This window comes from Pseudomonas phoenicis (assembly GCF_047302395.1).
Classification (GTDB): Bacteria; Pseudomonadota; Gammaproteobacteria; order Pseudomonadales; family Pseudomonadaceae; genus Aquipseudomonas.
Map to the genome: position 1 here is coordinate 2,929,957 of NZ_CP154852.1, position 17,357 is coordinate 2,947,313.

Annotated in this window: 19 protein-coding genes; 18 read left to right on the top strand and 1 reads right to left on the bottom strand. The window is 63.7% G+C overall.

Annotated features, from left to right (window positions below; translation table 11 throughout):
* The first annotated feature begins 83 nt into the window (after positions 1–83).
* The 14 genes from ffh (at position 84) to AA0Z93_RS13175 (ending at position 11,046) form a co-directional block, all read left to right on the top strand.
* Complete coding sequence (ffh, locus tag AA0Z93_RS13110) at positions 84–1,460, top strand: signal recognition particle protein (protein WP_413048543.1); 1,377 nt, start codon at positions 84–86, stop codon at positions 1,458–1,460.
* A gap of 231 nt (positions 1,461–1,691) precedes the next feature.
* Complete coding sequence (gene rpsP, locus AA0Z93_RS13115) at positions 1,692–1,943, top strand: 30S ribosomal protein S16 (RefSeq protein WP_296263346.1); 252 nt, start codon at positions 1,692–1,694, stop codon at positions 1,941–1,943.
* A gap of 5 nt (positions 1,944–1,948) precedes the next feature.
* Complete coding sequence (gene rimM / locus AA0Z93_RS13120) at positions 1,949–2,485, top strand: ribosome maturation factor RimM (protein ID WP_314488262.1); 537 nt, start codon at positions 1,949–1,951, stop codon at positions 2,483–2,485.
* Between the two features lie 3 nt (positions 2,486–2,488).
* Positions 2,489–3,241 (top strand): tRNA (guanosine(37)-N1)-methyltransferase TrmD, encoded by a 753-nt coding sequence (trmD, locus tag AA0Z93_RS13125; RefSeq protein ID WP_413048542.1) that lies wholly within the window; start codon positions 2,489–2,491, stop codon positions 3,239–3,241.
* Between the two features lie 42 nt (positions 3,242–3,283).
* Entirely contained in the window at positions 3,284–3,634 is a 351-nt protein-coding gene (gene rplS / locus AA0Z93_RS13130; RefSeq protein WP_296263352.1) for a 50S ribosomal protein L19, read from the top strand.
* A gap of 195 nt (positions 3,635–3,829) precedes the next feature.
* Entirely contained in the window at positions 3,830–4,234 is a 405-nt protein-coding gene (locus AA0Z93_RS13135) for an acyl-CoA thioesterase (RefSeq protein ID WP_313740889.1), read from the top strand.
* A gap of 158 nt (positions 4,235–4,392) precedes the next feature.
* Complete coding sequence (locus tag AA0Z93_RS13140) at positions 4,393–4,608, top strand: cold-shock protein (RefSeq protein ID WP_413048541.1); 216 nt, start codon at positions 4,393–4,395, stop codon at positions 4,606–4,608.
* A 63-nt stretch (positions 4,609–4,671) separates the two neighbouring features.
* Positions 4,672–4,878 carry a hypothetical protein gene (locus tag AA0Z93_RS13145; protein ID WP_413048540.1) on the top strand — a complete coding sequence of 69 codons (207 nt, stop codon included), beginning with the start codon at positions 4,672–4,674 and terminating at the stop codon, positions 4,876–4,878.
* 174 nt (positions 4,879–5,052) lie between these two features.
* Positions 5,053–5,949, top strand: coding sequence for a site-specific tyrosine recombinase XerD (xerD, locus tag AA0Z93_RS13150; RefSeq protein WP_413048539.1), 897 nt, complete (start codon positions 5,053–5,055; stop codon positions 5,947–5,949).
* Positions 5,950–6,102: 153 nt separating this feature from the next.
* The gene (locus tag AA0Z93_RS13155) at positions 6,103–6,861 is read left to right on the top strand and encodes a DsbC family protein (RefSeq protein WP_413048538.1); all 759 of its coding nucleotides are present in this window, start codon (positions 6,103–6,105) and stop codon (positions 6,859–6,861) included.
* A gap of 80 nt (positions 6,862–6,941) precedes the next feature.
* Complete coding sequence (locus tag AA0Z93_RS13160) at positions 6,942–8,246, top strand: homoserine dehydrogenase (protein WP_413048537.1); 1,305 nt, start codon at positions 6,942–6,944, stop codon at positions 8,244–8,246.
* Positions 8,247–8,406: 160 nt separating this feature from the next.
* Entirely contained in the window at positions 8,407–9,816 is a 1,410-nt protein-coding gene (gene thrC / locus AA0Z93_RS13165) for a threonine synthase (protein WP_413048536.1), read from the top strand.
* A gap of 454 nt (positions 9,817–10,270) precedes the next feature.
* Entirely contained in the window at positions 10,271–10,690 is a 420-nt protein-coding gene (locus tag AA0Z93_RS13170; RefSeq protein WP_413048535.1) for a histidine kinase, read from the top strand.
* Positions 10,691–10,764: 74 nt separating this feature from the next.
* Positions 10,765–11,046 (top strand): DUF3509 domain-containing protein, encoded by a 282-nt coding sequence (locus AA0Z93_RS13175; RefSeq protein WP_413048534.1) that lies wholly within the window; start codon positions 10,765–10,767, stop codon positions 11,044–11,046.
* Between the two features lie 161 nt (positions 11,047–11,207).
* On the opposite strand, the gene AA0Z93_RS13180 is transcribed toward AA0Z93_RS13175, so the two are convergent.
* Positions 11,208–12,419, bottom strand: a complete 1,212-nt coding sequence (locus tag AA0Z93_RS13180) for a CaiB/BaiF CoA transferase family protein (RefSeq protein ID WP_413048533.1) — start codon at positions 12,417–12,419, stop codon at positions 11,208–11,210.
* A 134-nt stretch (positions 12,420–12,553) separates the two neighbouring features.
* Between AA0Z93_RS13180 and AA0Z93_RS13185 the strand changes: the two genes are divergently transcribed.
* The 4 genes from AA0Z93_RS13185 to AA0Z93_RS13200 all read left to right on the top strand — a co-directional run bounded on the left by AA0Z93_RS13185 (position 12,554) and on the right by AA0Z93_RS13200 (position 17,076).
* Positions 12,554–13,096: a YaeQ family protein gene (locus AA0Z93_RS13185; protein WP_296263365.1), complete on the top strand. Its 543-nt coding sequence runs from the start codon at positions 12,554–12,556 to the stop codon at positions 13,094–13,096.
* 30 nt (positions 13,097–13,126) lie between these two features.
* Positions 13,127–14,836, top strand: a complete 1,710-nt coding sequence (gene recJ, locus AA0Z93_RS13190) for a single-stranded-DNA-specific exonuclease RecJ (protein WP_413048532.1) — start codon at positions 13,127–13,129, stop codon at positions 14,834–14,836.
* Positions 14,837–14,997: 161 nt separating this feature from the next.
* Positions 14,998–16,104: an NADH:flavin oxidoreductase/NADH oxidase gene (locus tag AA0Z93_RS13195; RefSeq protein WP_413048531.1), complete on the top strand. Its 1,107-nt coding sequence runs from the start codon at positions 14,998–15,000 to the stop codon at positions 16,102–16,104.
* Between the two features lie 240 nt (positions 16,105–16,344).
* Positions 16,345–17,076, top strand: a complete 732-nt coding sequence (locus AA0Z93_RS13200) for a tellurite resistance TerB family protein (protein WP_413048530.1) — start codon at positions 16,345–16,347, stop codon at positions 17,074–17,076.
* Positions 17,077–17,357: the final 281 nt, after the last annotated feature.

Consider the following 17,357-nt stretch of genomic DNA (forward strand, 5'->3'; position numbering starts at 1 on the left):
CGGCTTGCTGCGCCTCGGGCGTGTCCATCTTGCCCTCGGGCGCCTGACCACCCTCGGCTTTAATTGGGCCTGAAAGGATCACCATGTTCGAAAACCTGACCGACCGCCTGTCACAGACGCTGCGCCACGTTACCGGCAAGGCCAAGCTGACCGAAGACAACATCAAGGACACCCTGCGCGAAGTGCGCATGGCGTTGCTCGAGGCCGACGTGGCCTTGCCGGTGGTCAAGGATTTCGTCAACAGCGTCAAGGAGCGCGCGGTCGGCACCGAAGTCTCGCGCAGCCTCACGCCGGGCCAGGCCTTCGTCAAGATCGTCCAGGCCGAACTCGAAAGCCTGATGGGCGCGGCCAACGAAGAGCTGGCGCTCAATGCCGCGCCGCCTGCCGTGGTGCTCATGGCCGGCCTGCAGGGCGCGGGCAAGACCACCACCGCCGGCAAGCTGGCCCGCCACCTCAAAGAACGCAAGAAAAAGAGCGTGATGGTGGTCTCGGCCGACGTCTATCGTCCGGCGGCGATCAAGCAGTTGGAAACCCTGGCCGACGAAGTGGGCGTCACCTTCTTCCCGTCGGACCTGTCGCAAAAGCCGGTGGCCATCGCCGAAGCGGCGATCCGCGAGGCCAAACTCAAATACATCGACGTGGTCATCCTCGACACCGCCGGCCGTCTGCACGTAGACGCCGACATGATGGACGAGATCAAGGCCCTGCACGCTGCGGTCAAGCCGGTCGAAACCCTGTTCGTGGTCGACGCCATGACCGGCCAGGACGCCGCCAACACCGCCAAGGCCTTCGGTGAAGCGCTGCCGCTGACCGGCGTGGTGCTGACCAAGGTCGACGGCGACGCCCGTGGCGGTGCTGCGCTGTCGGTGCGCGCCATCACCGGCAAGCCGATCAAGTTCCTCGGTATGGGTGAGAAGAGCGATGCGCTCGAGCCGTTCCACCCCGACCGCATCGCCTCGCGCATCCTCGGCATGGGTGACGTGCTCAGCCTGATCGAGCAGGCCGAGCAGACCATCGACAAGGCCAAGGCCGACAAACTGGCCAAGAAGCTGAAGAAGGGCAAGGGCTTCGATCTTGAAGACTTCCGCGACCAGCTGCAGCAGATGAAGAACATGGGTGGCCTGGGCGGTCTGATGGACAAGCTGCCGAGCATCGGCGGCGTCAACCTGTCGCAGATGGGCAACGCTCAGGGCGCCGCAGAGAAGCAGTTCAAGCAGATGGACGCCATCATCAGCTCCATGACCCCGGCCGAGCGCCGCGACCCCGAGCTGATCAGCGGCTCGCGCAAGCGCCGCATCGCGTTGGGTTCCGGCACCCAGGTGCAGGACGTCGGCCGGCTGATCAAGCAGCACAAGCAAATGCAGAAAATGATGAAGAAATTCTCCACCAAAGGTGGCATGGCCAAGATGATGCGTGGCCTTGGCGGCATGATGCCCGGTGGCGGCATGCCGAAGCTGTAACCCATTCAGGGCGCTGGTGGTTCGCCGCCAGGCCCGGAACCCCCGTTTCGGCGGGGTCATCGCTGCCCGCCCTGGCTGGCAGCTTACCGTGCAGATCGTCACGCAGGCCTTCGCTCGATGCAAAAGGCATTTGCAAATGCCCGTATATTCCTTGAGAATGTGCGGCCTTTCGGGCGCCCGTGTGCCTGAAAGGATCACGATTTGCAGCACCGACTACAGGAACGATGTTCAATGCTAACCATCCGTCTTGCCCGTGGCGGCTCCAAAAAGCGCCCATTCTACCAACTGACCGTAACCGACTCGCGCAACCCGCGTGACGGCTCGCACATCGAGCAGGTTGGCTTCTTCAACCCCGTCGCTCGTGGTCAGGAAGTTCGCCTGTCCCTGAAAGAAGATCGCGTTGCTCACTGGTTGAGCGTCGGCGCGCAGCCGTCTGAGCGTGTTGCTCAGCTGCTGAAGGAAGCGGCCAAGGCTGCAGCCTGAACCGTATGAACGCGACGCCAGAAAAGGCTGACGACCTGATCGTCGTTGGCAAGATTTTTTCGGTTCACGGCGTTCGCGGCGAGGTGAAGGTCTTTTCCTTTACCGATCCGATTGAAAACCTGTTGGATTATCGTCACTGGACGCTTCGGCGCGAAGGGTCGGTCAAGCAGGTCGAGCTGGTCAGTGGCCGTTCCAATAAAAAGGACCTGGTCGCGAAACTCAAAGGGCTAGACGATCGTGACGAAGCGCGTCTTCTGAGCGGTTACGAGATCTGTATCTCACGCAGCCTTTTGCCCAACCTGAACGACGACGAGTACTACTGGTACCAGTTGGTCGGTCTGAGCGTCATCAACCAAGACGAGCAATTGTTCGGCAAGGTCGATCACCTGTTGGAAACCGGCGCCAACGATGTAGTAGTGGTCAAGCCTTGCGCGGGCAGCCTGGATGATCGCGAGCGTCTGTTGCCCTATACGCGGCAATGTGTGCTGGCCATCGATCTCGAGGCCGGTGTGATGCGGGTCGAGTGGGACGCGGACTTCTAAACGATGGGCAACCTTCGCGTAGACGTCATCACGTTGTTCCCCGAGATGTTTTCGGCCATTACCGAGTACGGCATTACCAGCCGCGCGGTGAAGCAGGGTCTGTTGCGACTGACTTGCTGGAATCCGCGGGACTACACCACGGATCGTCACCACACGGTGGACGATCGGCCTTTCGGGGGTGGTCCGGGAATGGTGATGAAAATCAAGCCTCTGGAAGACGCCTTGGCCAACGCCAGGCAGGCGACCGGAGCAGCGGCGAAGGTGATCTACCTCTCGCCACAAGGCCGCACGCTGACCCAGCAAGCGGTCAAAGACCTGGCAGAACAGGAGTCGTTGATCCTGATCGCCGGTCGTTACGAAGGCATCGACGAGCGTTTCATCGAAGCTCATGTCGATGAAGAGTGGTCGATTGGCGACTATGTACTGTCTGGTGGCGAGCTGCCAGCCATGGTCCTGATCGATGCGGTTACACGGCTGCTGCCCGGAGCTTTAGGGCATGTAGGCTCGGCGGAGGAAGACTCCTTCACCGATGGCCTGCTCGATTGCCCGCACTACACCCGACCCGAGGTGTATGCGGATCAGCGTGTACCCGACGTGTTGCTCAGCGGCAACCATGCACACATCCGGCAGTGGCGCTTGAAGCAGTCCTTAGGCAGGACCTTCGAACGACGCGCCGATCTTCTGGAAAGTCGCTCACTTTCTGGAGAAGAGAAAAAGCTGCTCGAGGAATACCTCCGCGAGCGGAACGATAGTTAACGTATCGATGGTGGATAAAGTTATCCACCTTAGGAGCACAGCATGACCAACAAGATCATCCAGCAGCTCGAAGCCGAGCAGATGAGCAAGGAAATCCCAACCTTCGCACCGGGCGACACCATTGTCGTCCAGGTCAAAGTGAAGGAAGGCGAGCGTTCCCGTCTGCAGGCGTTCGAAGGCGTCGTCATCGCCAAGCGTAACCGCGGTCTGAACAGCGCTTTCACCGTGCGCAAGATCTCCAGCGGCGTAGGCGTCGAGCGTACCTTCCAGACCTACAGCCCGCAGATCGACAGCATGGCCGTGAAACGTCGTGGTGACGTGCGTAAAGCCAAGCTGTACTACCTGCGTGACCTGTCCGGTAAAGCAGCTCGCATCAAGGAAAAACTGTCCTGAGTGCAGTTTGACCGGCAACCCAGGTTGCCATGCGAAAGAGAAAGCAGCCTTAGGGCTGCTTTTTTGTGGGCGTGATTTGCCAGACGACCGACGCACGAAAAGGCGGCCAATGGCCTAATGCCGGTCAGTTAAGCAATCGGGGCCGCTCAGCGGCTCCAATTACACCGGTCCGCTTACCTCAAGATGGAATAGCCCATGACCCTCTCCCGAGAGCAGGAAATCCAACGCCGCACCGAGCTGTCGGTCACCCGTGTGACCAAAGCGGTCTTCCCCAACACCACCAACCACCACAACACCCTGTTCGGCGGCACTGCGTTGGCCTGGATGGACGAAGTGTCGTTCATCGCCGCCACGCGCTTCTGTCGTCTGCCGTTGGTGACCGTGTCCACCGACCGTATCGACTTCAAGCACCCGATCCCGGCGGGCACCATCGTCGAGCTGGTGGGTACGGTGGTCAAGGTCGGCAACACCAGCCTGCAGGTGCAGGTCGATGTGTTCGTCGAGAACATGTACCTCGATGGCCGCGAGCGGGCGATCCACGGCGTGTTCAGCTTCGTCGCCATCGACGAGGACAAGCGGCCGGTACCGGTGTTGCCCTAGGCTCGGCGGCTGCTCATCGCTTGCCAAAACCACGAGACCGGACTGATAAAAATGCCAGTAGCCGCCCAGCCGTTCGACGCGCAGGATTGAAACCAGTTGGACGATGCTTGGCATCGGCGCTACCAGCTACTCGATCTTCAGACGATAAGGTGAGCGACGTGAATGACAGAAAAAATGGCACCGTGAAGTGGTTCAACGATGAGAAAGGCTTTGGATTCATCACGCCGGAGGACGGTGGCGCCGACTTGTTCGTTCATTACAAAGCGATTGAAGGAGGCGGTTTCAAAAGTTTGAAAGAAGGCCAGAGGGTGAGCTTCATTCCTGAACAAGGCCACAAGGGCATGCAGGCTTCCCAGGTTCAAGAGCTCAAGTAGGGTCTGTTACTTGCCCATCCGAGACACGCTCGAACAGAGGGCGTGTCACATGGAGACGCCATCATGTCCAGAAAAGATGTCCAGCCGAACCTGTCGTCCACAGCGCTCGATTTAACGACCGAGCCGGCAGCGCAAGAAGTCTATTTCCTGCCCGAAGTCGGCCAGCAGTTTCGCGAGGGTCAGACCGTCACCTACGAAGTTGGCACGGACGAAGCGGGTCGGCACTATGGATTCAACATACAGATCGTCGACGAACCTCCAGTGCATTAATACAGTACCTTGCGCCGTTGCCACAGGCTGTTCGGTTCTTGCGGGCTGTCAGCGATCTCAACCGCCATCGGCACGTTTGGGTGGCGGTCTTTACCGCACGTACATACCGGCAAGGCAGACAAGCCGCCTACCCTGTGAAACACTTGCCGGCTACCCGTTTACCAGCACCTTGCCATGCCCACCCTCGAACACCCCCTGATCGACCAATTCCTGGACGCCCTCTGGCTCGAAAAGGGCCTGTCGGACAACACCCGGGCGTCCTATCGCAGCGATCTGACCCTGTACAACGGTTGGCTGCACGCCCGTAGCGTGCGGCTGCCCGACGCCGATCGTCCGCTGATCCTCGACCACCTGGCCTGGCGCCTCGAACAAGGCTACAAGCCGCGCTCGACCGCGCGCTTCATTTCCGGGTTGCGCGGTTTCTATCGCTACCTGCTGCGGGAGAAGCACATCGGAGTCGACCCGACGCTGTTGGTGGAGATGCCGCAGCTGGGCCGGCCGCTGCCCAAATCGCTGTCCGAGGCTGACGTCGAGGCCCTGTTACGGGCGCCGGATCTGGGCGAAGCCATCGGCCAGCGCGACCGCGCCATGCTCGAAGTGCTGTACGCCTGCGGGCTGCGCGTCACCGAACTGGTGAGCCTGACCCTCGATCAGGTCAACCTGCGCCAGGGCGTACTGCGCGTGATGGGCAAAGGCAGCAAGGAGCGCTTGGTGCCCATGGGCGAAGAGGCCATCGTCTGGGTCGAGCGCTACCTGCGCGACGGTCGCGCCGAACTGCTCCACGGCCGGCCGAGCGATGTGATGTTTCCCAGCCTGCGCGGCGAGCAGATGACCCGGCAGACCTTCTGGCACCGCATCAAGCACCATGCGCGGGTGGCCGGCATCGACAAACCGCTGTCGCCGCACACCCTGCGCCACGCCTTCGCCACGCACCTGCTCAACCACGGCGCGGACCTGCGCGTGGTGCAGATGCTGCTGGGCCACAGCGACCTGTCGACCACGCAGATCTACACCCACGTGGCCAAGGCGCGCCTGCAGCAGTTGCATGCCCAGCACCACCCCCGAGGGTGAACGAAATTCATGTTCGGCCGAGCGGCGCCAGTGGCCACAGCCAGTACGGGCCCAGTGTGGTAGGCTTGGCCGGTTTTGTAGCAAGGGTCGTAGGGTGGTCGCGCCATGTACGCAGGCCGCACCCGCACGCCCCGTCCGATCTCAGGAGTATCCATGCGCATGACCCGGATTTTCGCTGCCGCCGCCCTGGCGCTGGCCAGCACCTTTGCCGTTGCGGCCCCAGCTGCCACGGCCGCTGCCGACAGCAACCCAGGCGCCGAGCAGGCCATCCGCAAGACCTTGCAAACCCTTGAACTGGACGTGCCCGTGGAAAGCGTGGCTGCAAGCCCCGTCGGCGGGCTGTACGAAGTCAAGCTGCAAGGCGGCCGCGTGCTCTACGCCAGCCCCGACGGGCAGTTCGTCATGCAGGGCTACCTCTACCAGATCAAGGACGGCAAGCCGGTCAACCTCACCGAGAAGACCGAGCGCCAGGGCGTCGCCAAACTCATCAACGGCATTCCGACCGGTGAGATGGTGATCTATCCGGCCAAAGGCGAAACCAAGTCGCACATCACCGTCTTCACCGACACCACCTGCCCGTACTGCCACAAGCTGCACGCCGAAGTGCCCGAGCTCAACCGCCAGGGCATCGAAGTGCGTTATCTGGCCTTCCCGCGCCAGGGCATGGGTTCGGACGGCGACAAGCAGTTGCAGGCGGTCTGGTGCTCCAGCGACCGCCGCGCGGCGCTGGACAAGATGGTCGAAGGTAAGGACATCAAGGCCGCCAAGTGCGCCAACCCGGTGAGCAAGCAATTCGAGCTGGGCCAGTCGATCGGCGTCAACGGCACGCCGGCCATCGTCCTGGAAAGCGGCCAGGTGATTCCGGGCTATCAGCCGGCACCGCAACTGGCCAAACTGGCCCTGGCCAAATAATTTCAGCACGCCGTCGCTATGGGGCGATGGCACGTTTCACGGACGGCGCAGGGCGCCGGCCGTTCTATGGGGAGTTCGCAGTGAAACCGGTCAAAGTAGGCATCTGTGGGTTGGGGACCGTCGGTGGCGGTACCTTCAATGTGCTTCAGCGTAACGCCGAGGAGATCGCCCGCCGTGCCGGGCGTGGTATCGAAGTGGCACAGATCGCCATGCGCTCGCCCAACCCGAACTGCCAGATTACCGGTACCCCCATTACCGCGGACGTGTTCGAGATCGCCAGCAACCCCGAGATCGACATCGTCATCGAGCTGATCGGTGGCTACACCATCGCCCGCGACCTGGTGCTCAAGGCCATCGACAACGGCAAGCACGTGGTCACCGCGAACAAGGCACTGATCGCCGTGCACGGCAACGAAATCTTCGCCAAAGCCCGTGAGAAGGGTGTGATCGTCGCCTTCGAAGCGGCGGTGGCCGGTGGCATTCCGGTGATCAAGGCCATTCGCGAGGGGCTGTCGGCCAACCGCATCAACTGGCTGGCCGGCATCATCAATGGCACCGGCAACTTCATCCTCACCGAGATGCGCGAGAAAGGCCGTGCCTTCCCCGACGTGCTCGCCGAAGCCCAGGCGTTGGGGTATGCCGAAGCCGACCCGACCTTCGACGTCGAAGGCATCGATGCCGCGCACAAGCTGACCATCCTGGCGTCCATCGCCTTCGGCATCCCGCTGCAGTTCGACAAGGCCTACACCGAAGGCATCACCCAGCTGACCACCGCCGACGTGAACTACGCCGAAGCCCTGGGCTACCGGATCAAGCACCTGGGCGTGGCGCGCAGCACGGCGGCCGGTATCGAGTTGCGCGTGCACCCGACCCTGATCCCCAGCGACCGGCTGATCGCCAACGTCAACGGCGTGATGAACGCGGTCATGGTCAACGGCGATGCCGCAGGTTCGACCCTGTACTACGGTGCCGGCGCCGGCATGGAGCCCACCGCTTCGTCGGTGGTGGCCGACCTGGTCGACGTGGTCCGCGCCATGACCTCCGACCCGGAGAACCGCGTACCGCACCTGGCCTTCCAGCCCGACTCGCTGTCGGCGCATCCGATCCTGCCGATCGAGGCCTGCGAAAGCGCCTATTACCTGCGTATCCAGGCCAAGGACCACCCTGGCGTGCTGGCCCAGGTGGCGAGCATCCTGTCCGAGCGCGGCATCAACATAGAATCGATCATGCAGAAGGAAGCCGAGGAGCAGGACGGCCTGGTGCCGATGATCCTGCTGACCCATCGGGTGATCGAGAAAGGCATCGACGACGCCATCGTCGCGCTCGAAGATTTGCAGGACGTAGTCGGCAGAGTCGTGCGCATCCGCGTCGAACAGTTGAATTAAGTGGCGAGCCTCGGGCGGTGGGCTGTATGTGAAGCAGCACCGCCCGCAGGCTTCATACCGTGAATATTCGTGGCAGCGGACAGCCGCAGCGCACCAGGGTGAGACCGCTCCCCACGCCGCTTGCGACCAGACGCCAGCCACCCAGCAAAGGTTTGCACCCATGCGCTATATCAGTACCCGTGGCCAAGCGCCTGCCCTGAACTTCGAAGACGTGCTGCTCGCCGGCCTTGCCAGCGACGGCGGCCTCTACGTGCCGGAAAACCTGCCGCGCTTCACCCAGGAGGAAATCGCCTCCTGGGCCGGCCTGCCGTACCACGAGCTGGCCTTCCGGGTGATGCGCCCGTTCGTCGAAGGCAGCATCGCCGACGCCGATTTCAAGAAGATCCTCGAAGAAACCTATGGCGCCTTCGCCCATTCGGCGGTCGCACCGCTGCGCCAGCTCGACGGCAACGAGTGGGTGATGGAGCTGTTCCACGGCCCGACCCTGGCGTTCAAGGACTTCGCCCTGCAACTGCTGGGTCGCCTGCTCGACCATGTGCTGGCCAAGCGCAACGAGCGCGTGGTGATCGTCGGTGCCACCAGCGGCGACACCGGCTCGGCCGCCATCGAAGGCTGCCGCCGTTGCGACAACGTCGACATCTTCATCCTGCACCCGCACCAGCGCGTGTCGGAAGTGCAGCGCCGGCAGATGACCACCATCCTGGGCGACAACATCCACAACATCGCCATCGAGGGCAACTTCGACGACTGCCAGGAGATGGTCAAGGCCAGCTTCGCCGACCAGTCGTTCCTCAAGGGCACGCGCCTGGTGGCGGTCAACTCGATCAACTGGGCGCGGATCATGGCCCAGATCGTTTACTACTTCCATGCGGCCTTGCAGTTGGGCGGCCCGGCGCGTTCGGTGGCGTTCTCGGTACCGACCGGCAACTTCGGCGACATCTTCGCCGGTTACCTGGCGCGCAACATGGGCCTGCCGATCAGCCAGCTGGTGGTCGCGACCAACCGCAACGACATTCTGCACCGCTTCATGAGCGGCAATCAGTACGTCAAGCAAACCCTGCACGCCACCTTGTCGCCGTCCATGGACATCATGGTCTCGTCGAACTTCGAGCGTCTGTTGTTCGACCTGCACGGACGCAACGGCGCCGCCATCGCCGACCTGATGGGCAACTTCCGCCAAGGTGGCGGCTTCAGCGTCGAAGAAGACCGCTGGACCGAGGCGCGCAAACTGTTCGATTCCCTGGCGGTGACCGACGAGCAGACCTGCGAAACCATCGCTTCGGTGTTCGCCAGCACCGGCGAAGTGCTCGACCCGCACACCGCCATCGGCGTGCATGCCGCGCGCGAATGCCGTCGTAGCCTGAGCACGCCGATGGTGGTGCTGGGCACGGCGCACCCGGTGAAATTCCCCGAAGCGGTGGAGCAGGCCGGTGTAGACAAGGCCCTGGAACTGCCGGCGCACTTGAGCGACCTGTTCAGCCGCGAGGAGCGTTGCACGGTACTGGCCAACGATCTGAAGGCCGTGCAGGCCTTCGTCAGCCAGCATGGCAACCGCGGCAAGCCGCTGTAATCCGCCTCGCGCCAACCGAATTGCCTTCTCTGTAGGAGCGGCCGGCCGGCGCTCCGGTTTAGCCGCGATGGGCGGCGGCGCCGCCCCACCTCAGGCACCGCTGAGCATCTGGCGCAAGCCGATTCTAGCCATTGGGCCTGCTGCGCAGGCCATCGCGGCTAATCGGAGCGCCGAACCGGCCATTCCTACGTGGCGGCCAGGCTGGGTCGCAGGGCGGCCCCAATCACTGCAACCTGGGAAGCGAGTGTTGTCACACAGGGGCGTGAAACGCCCCGTGTGGTGATGCCAGTCGCGCCTCGGGTTCCTGAGCCGCATAGACGTCAGACGTTCCATACCGCCTGAGGGTATGGGACGCTTCTGATCGCCGATTAAGTAATTTCCTATATATCTAGCCCGGGTGCTTTCCTAGAGTGGCGCGTCTTTCTCGCCGCGCAGGCGGCATGCGGAGCGATCCATGCAACGGCTCAGCGTCCTGATCCATCAGCAGCATCCTTTTCATCAAATTGCCCTGCACCAGGCCTGCAATGCACAAGGCGTCTATCGCGTGCGGCTGCTCGACGATCCTGAGTTGAGCTCGCAGCCACTGTATGCCGGCGCCCCTACGGATTTGCTGATCCTCGATCAGGCCATGCCGGTGCAACCCGCCAAGGCGCTGATCGAGCGACTGCGCAACGCAGCAGGTGTCCCGGCTGTGCTGTTCGTGGGGCGAGCGCGAATCCAGCAAGCCAGTCTGGCGCATCTGGCACGTGAGCAGGGCTTGTGCGTGGTAGGGGAGCTGCCTTGGCCGTTGTCCACCCCGGCCTTCGGTCACGCGTTGCGCCATGCGCGCCAACTCGCCAAGGCCGCTCGGCCAATGCCGGTAGCGCCGCTCTAGCAAGCGGCACGCGAACTTTCCGCTTCGCTTGCAGGTCTCTACCCCGTATCCAACACAACAAGCGAGTACGCCGGATGGAACGAATCTGCAGACTGCTCAACGATGCCTTGACGCCTTACCACACCCAGCTCGGCGCAGAAGATGCCAGCGGCCAACGCTTGCTCACCGTCCTCGACAGCCAAGGTCAGCAGACGCTCAGCCGCACGGTCAGCCGACATCAACTACAGGATCAGCGCCTGCTGATCGACCTGGTCGACGGTCTGCACCGCGACTTGCAGATCGCAGAAGGTCGTTTGCAGCCTTGTGTGATCGCGGCGTTGCAACAATGCAAGGTGCCGCAGGGAACCTTCGCCTGAGCGCACCGTCAGATTCATCAATGGTCGTCGGTACGGTACTCAGCTCCGGTACCGGCCCGATGTCCACGCAAAGCCCAGACTTGGCTTTGGCTTCGACCCCGGTCGTCTTTCCCCAGCGACCGGGGTTTCTTTTGTCCGCGTTTCGAGCACGGCATCGGCGCTCAGATCGCTCCGTCGCGGCGCAGCGCGGCGATGGCGGCAGCGTCGAAACCGAGTCCGGCCAGCAGGCTGTCGGTATGCTCGCCCAACGCCGGGCCTACCCATTCGGCGCTGCCCGGCGTCTCCGATAGCTTGGGCACGATACCCGGCATCTTGAACGGCTTGCCGTCCGGCAAGGTGGCTTGCAGCAACATGTCGCGAGCCAGAAATTGCGGGTCGCCGAACATGTCTTCGGCCGAATAGATGCGGCTGGCCGGCACCTCGGCGGTGTTCAGCGCACCCATCACCTCATCCAGCGTCAGGCCATTGACCCAGCGGTCGATCACCCCGTACAGCTCGTCGCGGCGCAGGTCGCGGCCGTCGTTGCTGGCCAGGCTCGGGTCTTCGGCCAGATCCGCGCGCCCCAGTGCGTGCATCAGGCGTTTGAAGATGGCATCGCCGTTGGCGCCGATCTGCACGTGACGGCCATCGGCGCTGGTGTGGATGCACGATGGGGTGATGCCCGGCATGATGTTGCCGGTGCGCTCGCGAATGAAGCCGAACACATCGAACTCCGGCACCATGCTTTCCATCATGGCGAAGATGGCTTCGTACAGCGCCACGTCCACCACCTGGCCATCGCCGCCGTTGACCTCGCGGTGACGCAAGGCCATCAGCGCCCCGATCACGCCCCAGAGCGCGGCGATCGAGTCGCCGATGGAGATGCCGGTGCGCACCGGCGGACGGTCCTCGAAGCCGGTGATGTAGCGCAGCCCGCCCATGGATTCGCCGACCGCGCCAAAGCCCGGTTGGTCTTTCATCGGCCCGGTCTGGCCGAAGCCCGACAGACGCACCATGACCAGGCGCGGATTGAGCGCGTGCAGCACGTCCCAACCCAGGCCGAGCTTTTCCAGCACGCCAGGGCGGAAGTTCTCGATCAGGATGTCGGCCTCGGCGAGCAGACGCTTGAGCACTTCGCGCCCGGCCTCGTGCTTGAGGTTGAGGGTCAGCGACCGCTTGTTGCGCGCCTGCACGAACCACCACAGCGAAGTACCCTCGTAGAGCTTGCGCCATTTGCGCAGCGGATCACCGCCGTCGGGGGATTCGACCTTGATCACCTCGGCGCCGAACTCGGCGCAGATGCGCGAGGCGAAAGGGCCGGCGATCAAGGTGCCGAGTTCGATGACCTTGAGGCCGGCGAGCGGTTTGCTGGGCGTAGACATGCGCGGTTCCATGGCGGCAGGGCAGAGCGGGGGGTTGTATCACAGGCCGCGACCAGCCGGTACCGGCCGGGTCGACGGTCCGCCGCTCGCGGTCGCGATCGGGTAGACTGGCGGACTTTTTTTACATCGAGCACGAAGCCCTTCCTATGGCCCAGCCGTCAACCACCTACAAATTCGAACTGAACCTGACCGACCTCGACCGAGGCGTTTACGAGAACGTCCGTCAGACCATCGCCCGCCACCCTTCGGAAACCGAAGAACGCATGGCCGTACGCCTGCTGGCCTACGCGCTCTGGTACAACGAAAACCTGTCGTTCGGTCGTGGGCTGTCGGACGTCGATGAAGCGGCTTTGTGGGAAAAGAGCCTGGACGATCGCATCCTGCACTGGATCGAAGTCGGCCAGCCCGACGCCGAGCGTCTGACCTGGTGCTCGCGCCGTACCGAGCGCACCAGCCTCTTGGCCTATGGCAGCCTGCGCGTTTGGGAGACCAAGGTGGTCGGCGCGGTGAAGTCGCTGAAGAACCTGAACATCGCCGCCGTGCCGCAGGAGGTGCTGGAAACCCTGGCCAAGGACATGCCGCGCACGATCAAGTGGGACGTGATGATCAGCGAAGGCACGGTATTCGTCACCGACGACCATGGCCAGCACGAAGTGCAGCTGCAATGGCTGCTCGGTGAGCGCGGCTGACCTGACTTTCCACGGATTACCCAAGACCCCATGCGTATCGAACCTCGAGCACTGCCTTCGCCGTTGCCTGTGCTGGGCAACCTTCCGCCCCTGTTGACCCGCCTGTACGCCGCCCGTGGCGTGCAGAGCGAGGCCGAGTTGGACAAGCGCCTGGCGCGCCTGCTGCCCTACCAGCAGCTCAAGGGCATCGACGCGGCGGTCGACCTGCTGGTGGCGGCCATCGACCAGGGCCAGCGCCTGCTGATCGTCGGCGACTTCGATGCCGATGGCGCCACCGCCAGCACGGTCGGGGTGCTGGGGTTGCGCCTGTTGGGCGCGGCGCATGTCGATTACCTGGTGCCCAATCGTTTCGAATACGGCTATGGCCTGACCCCGGAAATCGTCGAGGTTGCCCTGCAGCGCCAGCCGCAGATGCTGATCACCGTGGACAATGGCATCTCCAGCGTCGAGGGCGTGGCGGCGGCCAAAGCGGCGGGCCTTACGGTGCTGGTCACCGACCACCACTTGCCAGGTGCGCAGTTGCCCGCAGCCGACGCCATTGTCAACCCCAACCAGCCGGGCTGCGAGTTCCCTAGCAAGGCGCTGGCCGGGGTCGGGGTGATCTTCTACGTGCTGATGGCCTTGCGCGCGCGCCTGCGCAGCCTGGGCCGCTACGAGCACCGGCCGCAGCCCAACATCGGCGAGCTGCTCGACCTGGTGGCGCTGGGCAGCGTCGCCGACGTGGTGCCGCTCGATGCCAACAACCGCATTCTGGTGCACCAGGGCCTGGAGCGGATCAGGGCAGGGCGGGCGCGTCCAGGCCTGAAGGCCATCCTGGAAGTGGCTCGCCGCGACCACCGGCGGATCACCTCCACCGACCTCGGCTTCATCCTCGGCCCGCGCCTGAACGCTGCCGGCCGCCTGGACGACATGAGCCTGGGCATCGAATGCCTGCTCTGCGAAGACCCGTCCACGGCGCTGGCCATGGCCCAGGAGCTCGATGGCCTGAACCAGGACCGCAAGAGCATCGAACAGGGTATGCAGCGCGAAGCCCTGGCCCAGCTCAAGGACCTCTCGCTGGACGACATGCCCTACGGCCTGTGCCTGTTCGACGCAGACTGGCACCAGGGCGTGATCGGCATCCTCGCCTCACGCCTGAAGGAGCGCTACCACCGCCCGACCATCGCCTTCGCCGATGCCGGCGACGGCCTGCTCAAGGGCTCGGCGCGCTCGGTGCCGGGCTTTCACATCCGCGATGCGCTGGATGCGGTCGCGGCCCGTCATCCGACGCTGATCAGCAAGTTCGGCGGTCATGCCATGGCCGCGGGGTTGACCTTGCCGGCCGAGCATTTCGCCACCTTCGCCCAGGCCTTCGACGAGGAAGTGCGCCGGCAACTGGTGGAAGACGATCTGACCGGGCGGCTGTTGTCCGACGGCAGCCTGGCGGTGGAGGAATTCCACCTGGAGCTGGCCCGCGCCCTGCGCAATGCCGGGCCTTGGGGGCAGCACTTTCCCGAGCCGCTGTTCCATGGCGTGTTCGAGCTGGTGGAGCAACGCATCGTCGGCGAGCGCCACCTGAAGGTGGTGCTCAAAAGCGAGTGCGGGTCGTTGCGCCTGGACGGCATCGCCTTCGGCGTGGACCGCGAGGTATGGCCCAACCCTGGCGTGCGCTGGGTGGAACTGGCCTACAAACTGGACGTCAACGAGTTTCGTGGCAACGAAAGCGTGCAGTTGCTGATCGCCCATATCGAAGCGCGCTGACAGGATCTGGCGGGGAGCCCGTGCCACGCGGCGGCAGGGCAGGCAATCGAGTGGAACCATCGGCCTGCCCGTACGGGTCTAGTTTCTGAGAGCGGTAGCGGAGGCGGTCGTCAGACGCGCCTTTGCGCTGCATTACCTTTGGAACCTTGGGAGGTCTGTCCATGAGCCTGCTGCTCGAGCCGTACACGCTGCGTCAACTGACGCTGCCCAACCGCATCGTCGTCTCACCCATGTGCCAGTATTCGTCGGCCGACGGTCTGGCCAATGACTGGCATCTGGTGCACCTGGGCAGTCGCGCCGTCGGTGGTGCCGGGCTGGTGATCGCCGAAGCGACCGCCGTCACCGCCGATGGCCGCATCACTGCCGGCGATCTGGGGTTGTGGAACGATGAGCAGATCGCACCCTTGCAGCGCATTACCCGTTTCATCACTGCGCAAGGCGCCGTGCCGGGGCTGCAACTGGCCCACGCCGGGCGCAAGGCCAGCACCCATAAGCCCTGGACTGGCGAGCATGGCAGCGTGCCGGAAAGCGAGGGTGGCTGGCAGACCGTAGGCCCGTCGCCGATCGCCTTCGACCCCGAGCATGCTGCGCCGCGTGAACTCAGCGAAGCTGAGATCGCCGACATCGTCAAAGCCTTCGTCGACGCTACGCACCGTGCCTTGACCGCAGGCTTCAAAGTGGTCGAAGTGCACGCTGCGCATGGCTACCTGCTGCATCAGTTCCTCTCGCCGCTGAGCAACCAGCGCCGCGACAGCTATGGCGGCTCGTTCGAAAACCGTATCCGCCTGACCCTGGAAATCACCCAGGCCATGCGCGACGCCTGGCCGGCCGAGTTGCCGCTGTTCGTGCGCGTGTCGGCCACCGACTGGGTGGAGGATGGCTGGAACCCCGAGGAAACCGTCGAATTGGCGCGGCGTCTGCGCGCCATGGGTGTCGATTTGATCGATGTGTCCTCCGGTGGCACCTCGGCCAATGCCGAAATCCCCACCGGCCCGGGCTACCAGACCCGTTTTGCCGAATCCGTACGCAAGCAAGCGGACATTCCTACCGGCACAGTTGGCATGATCACCGAGCCTGCCCAAGCCGAGCACATCTTGCGCACCGGCCAGGCCGACCTGATCTTCCTGGCCCGCGAGTTGTTGCGCGACCCGTACTGGCCGCTGCACGCCGACGACGATCTGGGCGGCCACCAAGCGACCTGGCCTGCGCAGTACCAGCGCGCGACCAGCCGCTCCAGCCCGATCCATGAATCCGATCTGCGGGATTGACCGAGGGCGGGCCGCACTGCGGCCCCAACCCCCAGGGCTGAGCTTCGGACCCTGTGTCTGTGACCCCTTAGCCCGCTGCGCTTAGGCGCGATCCAAGTGCTCGAGCCTCTACAGCGCTCGATCGGTTCTTGAGCAACATCCCGAAGCAAATCTCATCACCGCTCAGCGCCAATCCCCGAACGCCCATCGGCTCGCATCAGTCCTATTTGGCACACCCCATCCCGTCTACGGAGATTCGCCATGAATACACGCGGCCTGCTCGATCAACTGCTCAAATCCGGTCAGGACCTGCTCCAGCAACATGCCGGTAAGGCCAGCGGCACGCCCAGCGGGGGCAATGCGGGGCTTGGTGGCGGGTTGGGCGGCTTGCTCTCGGGTATCGGCGGCAAGGCGCTGGGTGCCGGGGCCTTGGGCGCACTGCTCGGCGGCAAGAAAACCCGCAAAATGGGCGGCAAGGCCATCAGCTACGGCGGCCTGGCTGCGCTCGGCATGCTGGCCTACAAGGCCTACGGTGCCTGGCAGGCCAATCAGGTGAACCCGGCCAGCCAGGCCACTGCCGGTAGTACGGCGCCGCGCGAGCCGCAAACCCTCGACCGTGTCCCTGCCGATCAAGCCGAACAGCATAGCCAGGCGGTCCTTCGGGCGCTGGTGGCGGCGGCCAAGGCCGATGGGCATGTCGATGATCGCGAGCGAGCCTTGATCGAAGGCGAGTTCAGCCGTCTGGACGGCGATGCAGAGGTACGCCAATGGCTCCAGGCCGAGCTGGCCAAGCCGCTCGACCCGGCCGAAGTGGCGCAAGCGGCGCAGACCCCGGAAATGGCCGCCGAAATGTTCCTCGCCAGCCTGATGATGGTCGATCAGGAAAACTTCATGGAACGCGCCTATCTCGATGAGTTGGCCCGGCAACTGCGCCTGGATCCGGCTCTGCGCCAGGAACTGGAAAGCCAGGCGCATTTGGCCGGCGCGCAATGAGTACGACGTAGCGGGCGCAGACCGGCCGTGACGCGCGTTTGCCTTCAGGTTCAACAGGTCGACATTTTTTCTAGTCGTTGTCGGCTTGGCTGTCTCTGATAGACGCGATCCCCGTGCTAGGCGCTTTCTGGGCGAAAATACCTTTGCGTGTGGGAGCGACCTCAGTCGCGATGGCCGGCAAGGCCGGCCTAATGAACGCAACATCGCCCAACTGGAAGTGAAGGGTGCTTGAGTGGGGGGCGGCGCTGCCGCCCATCGCGGCTAAAGCCGCTCCCACGGGG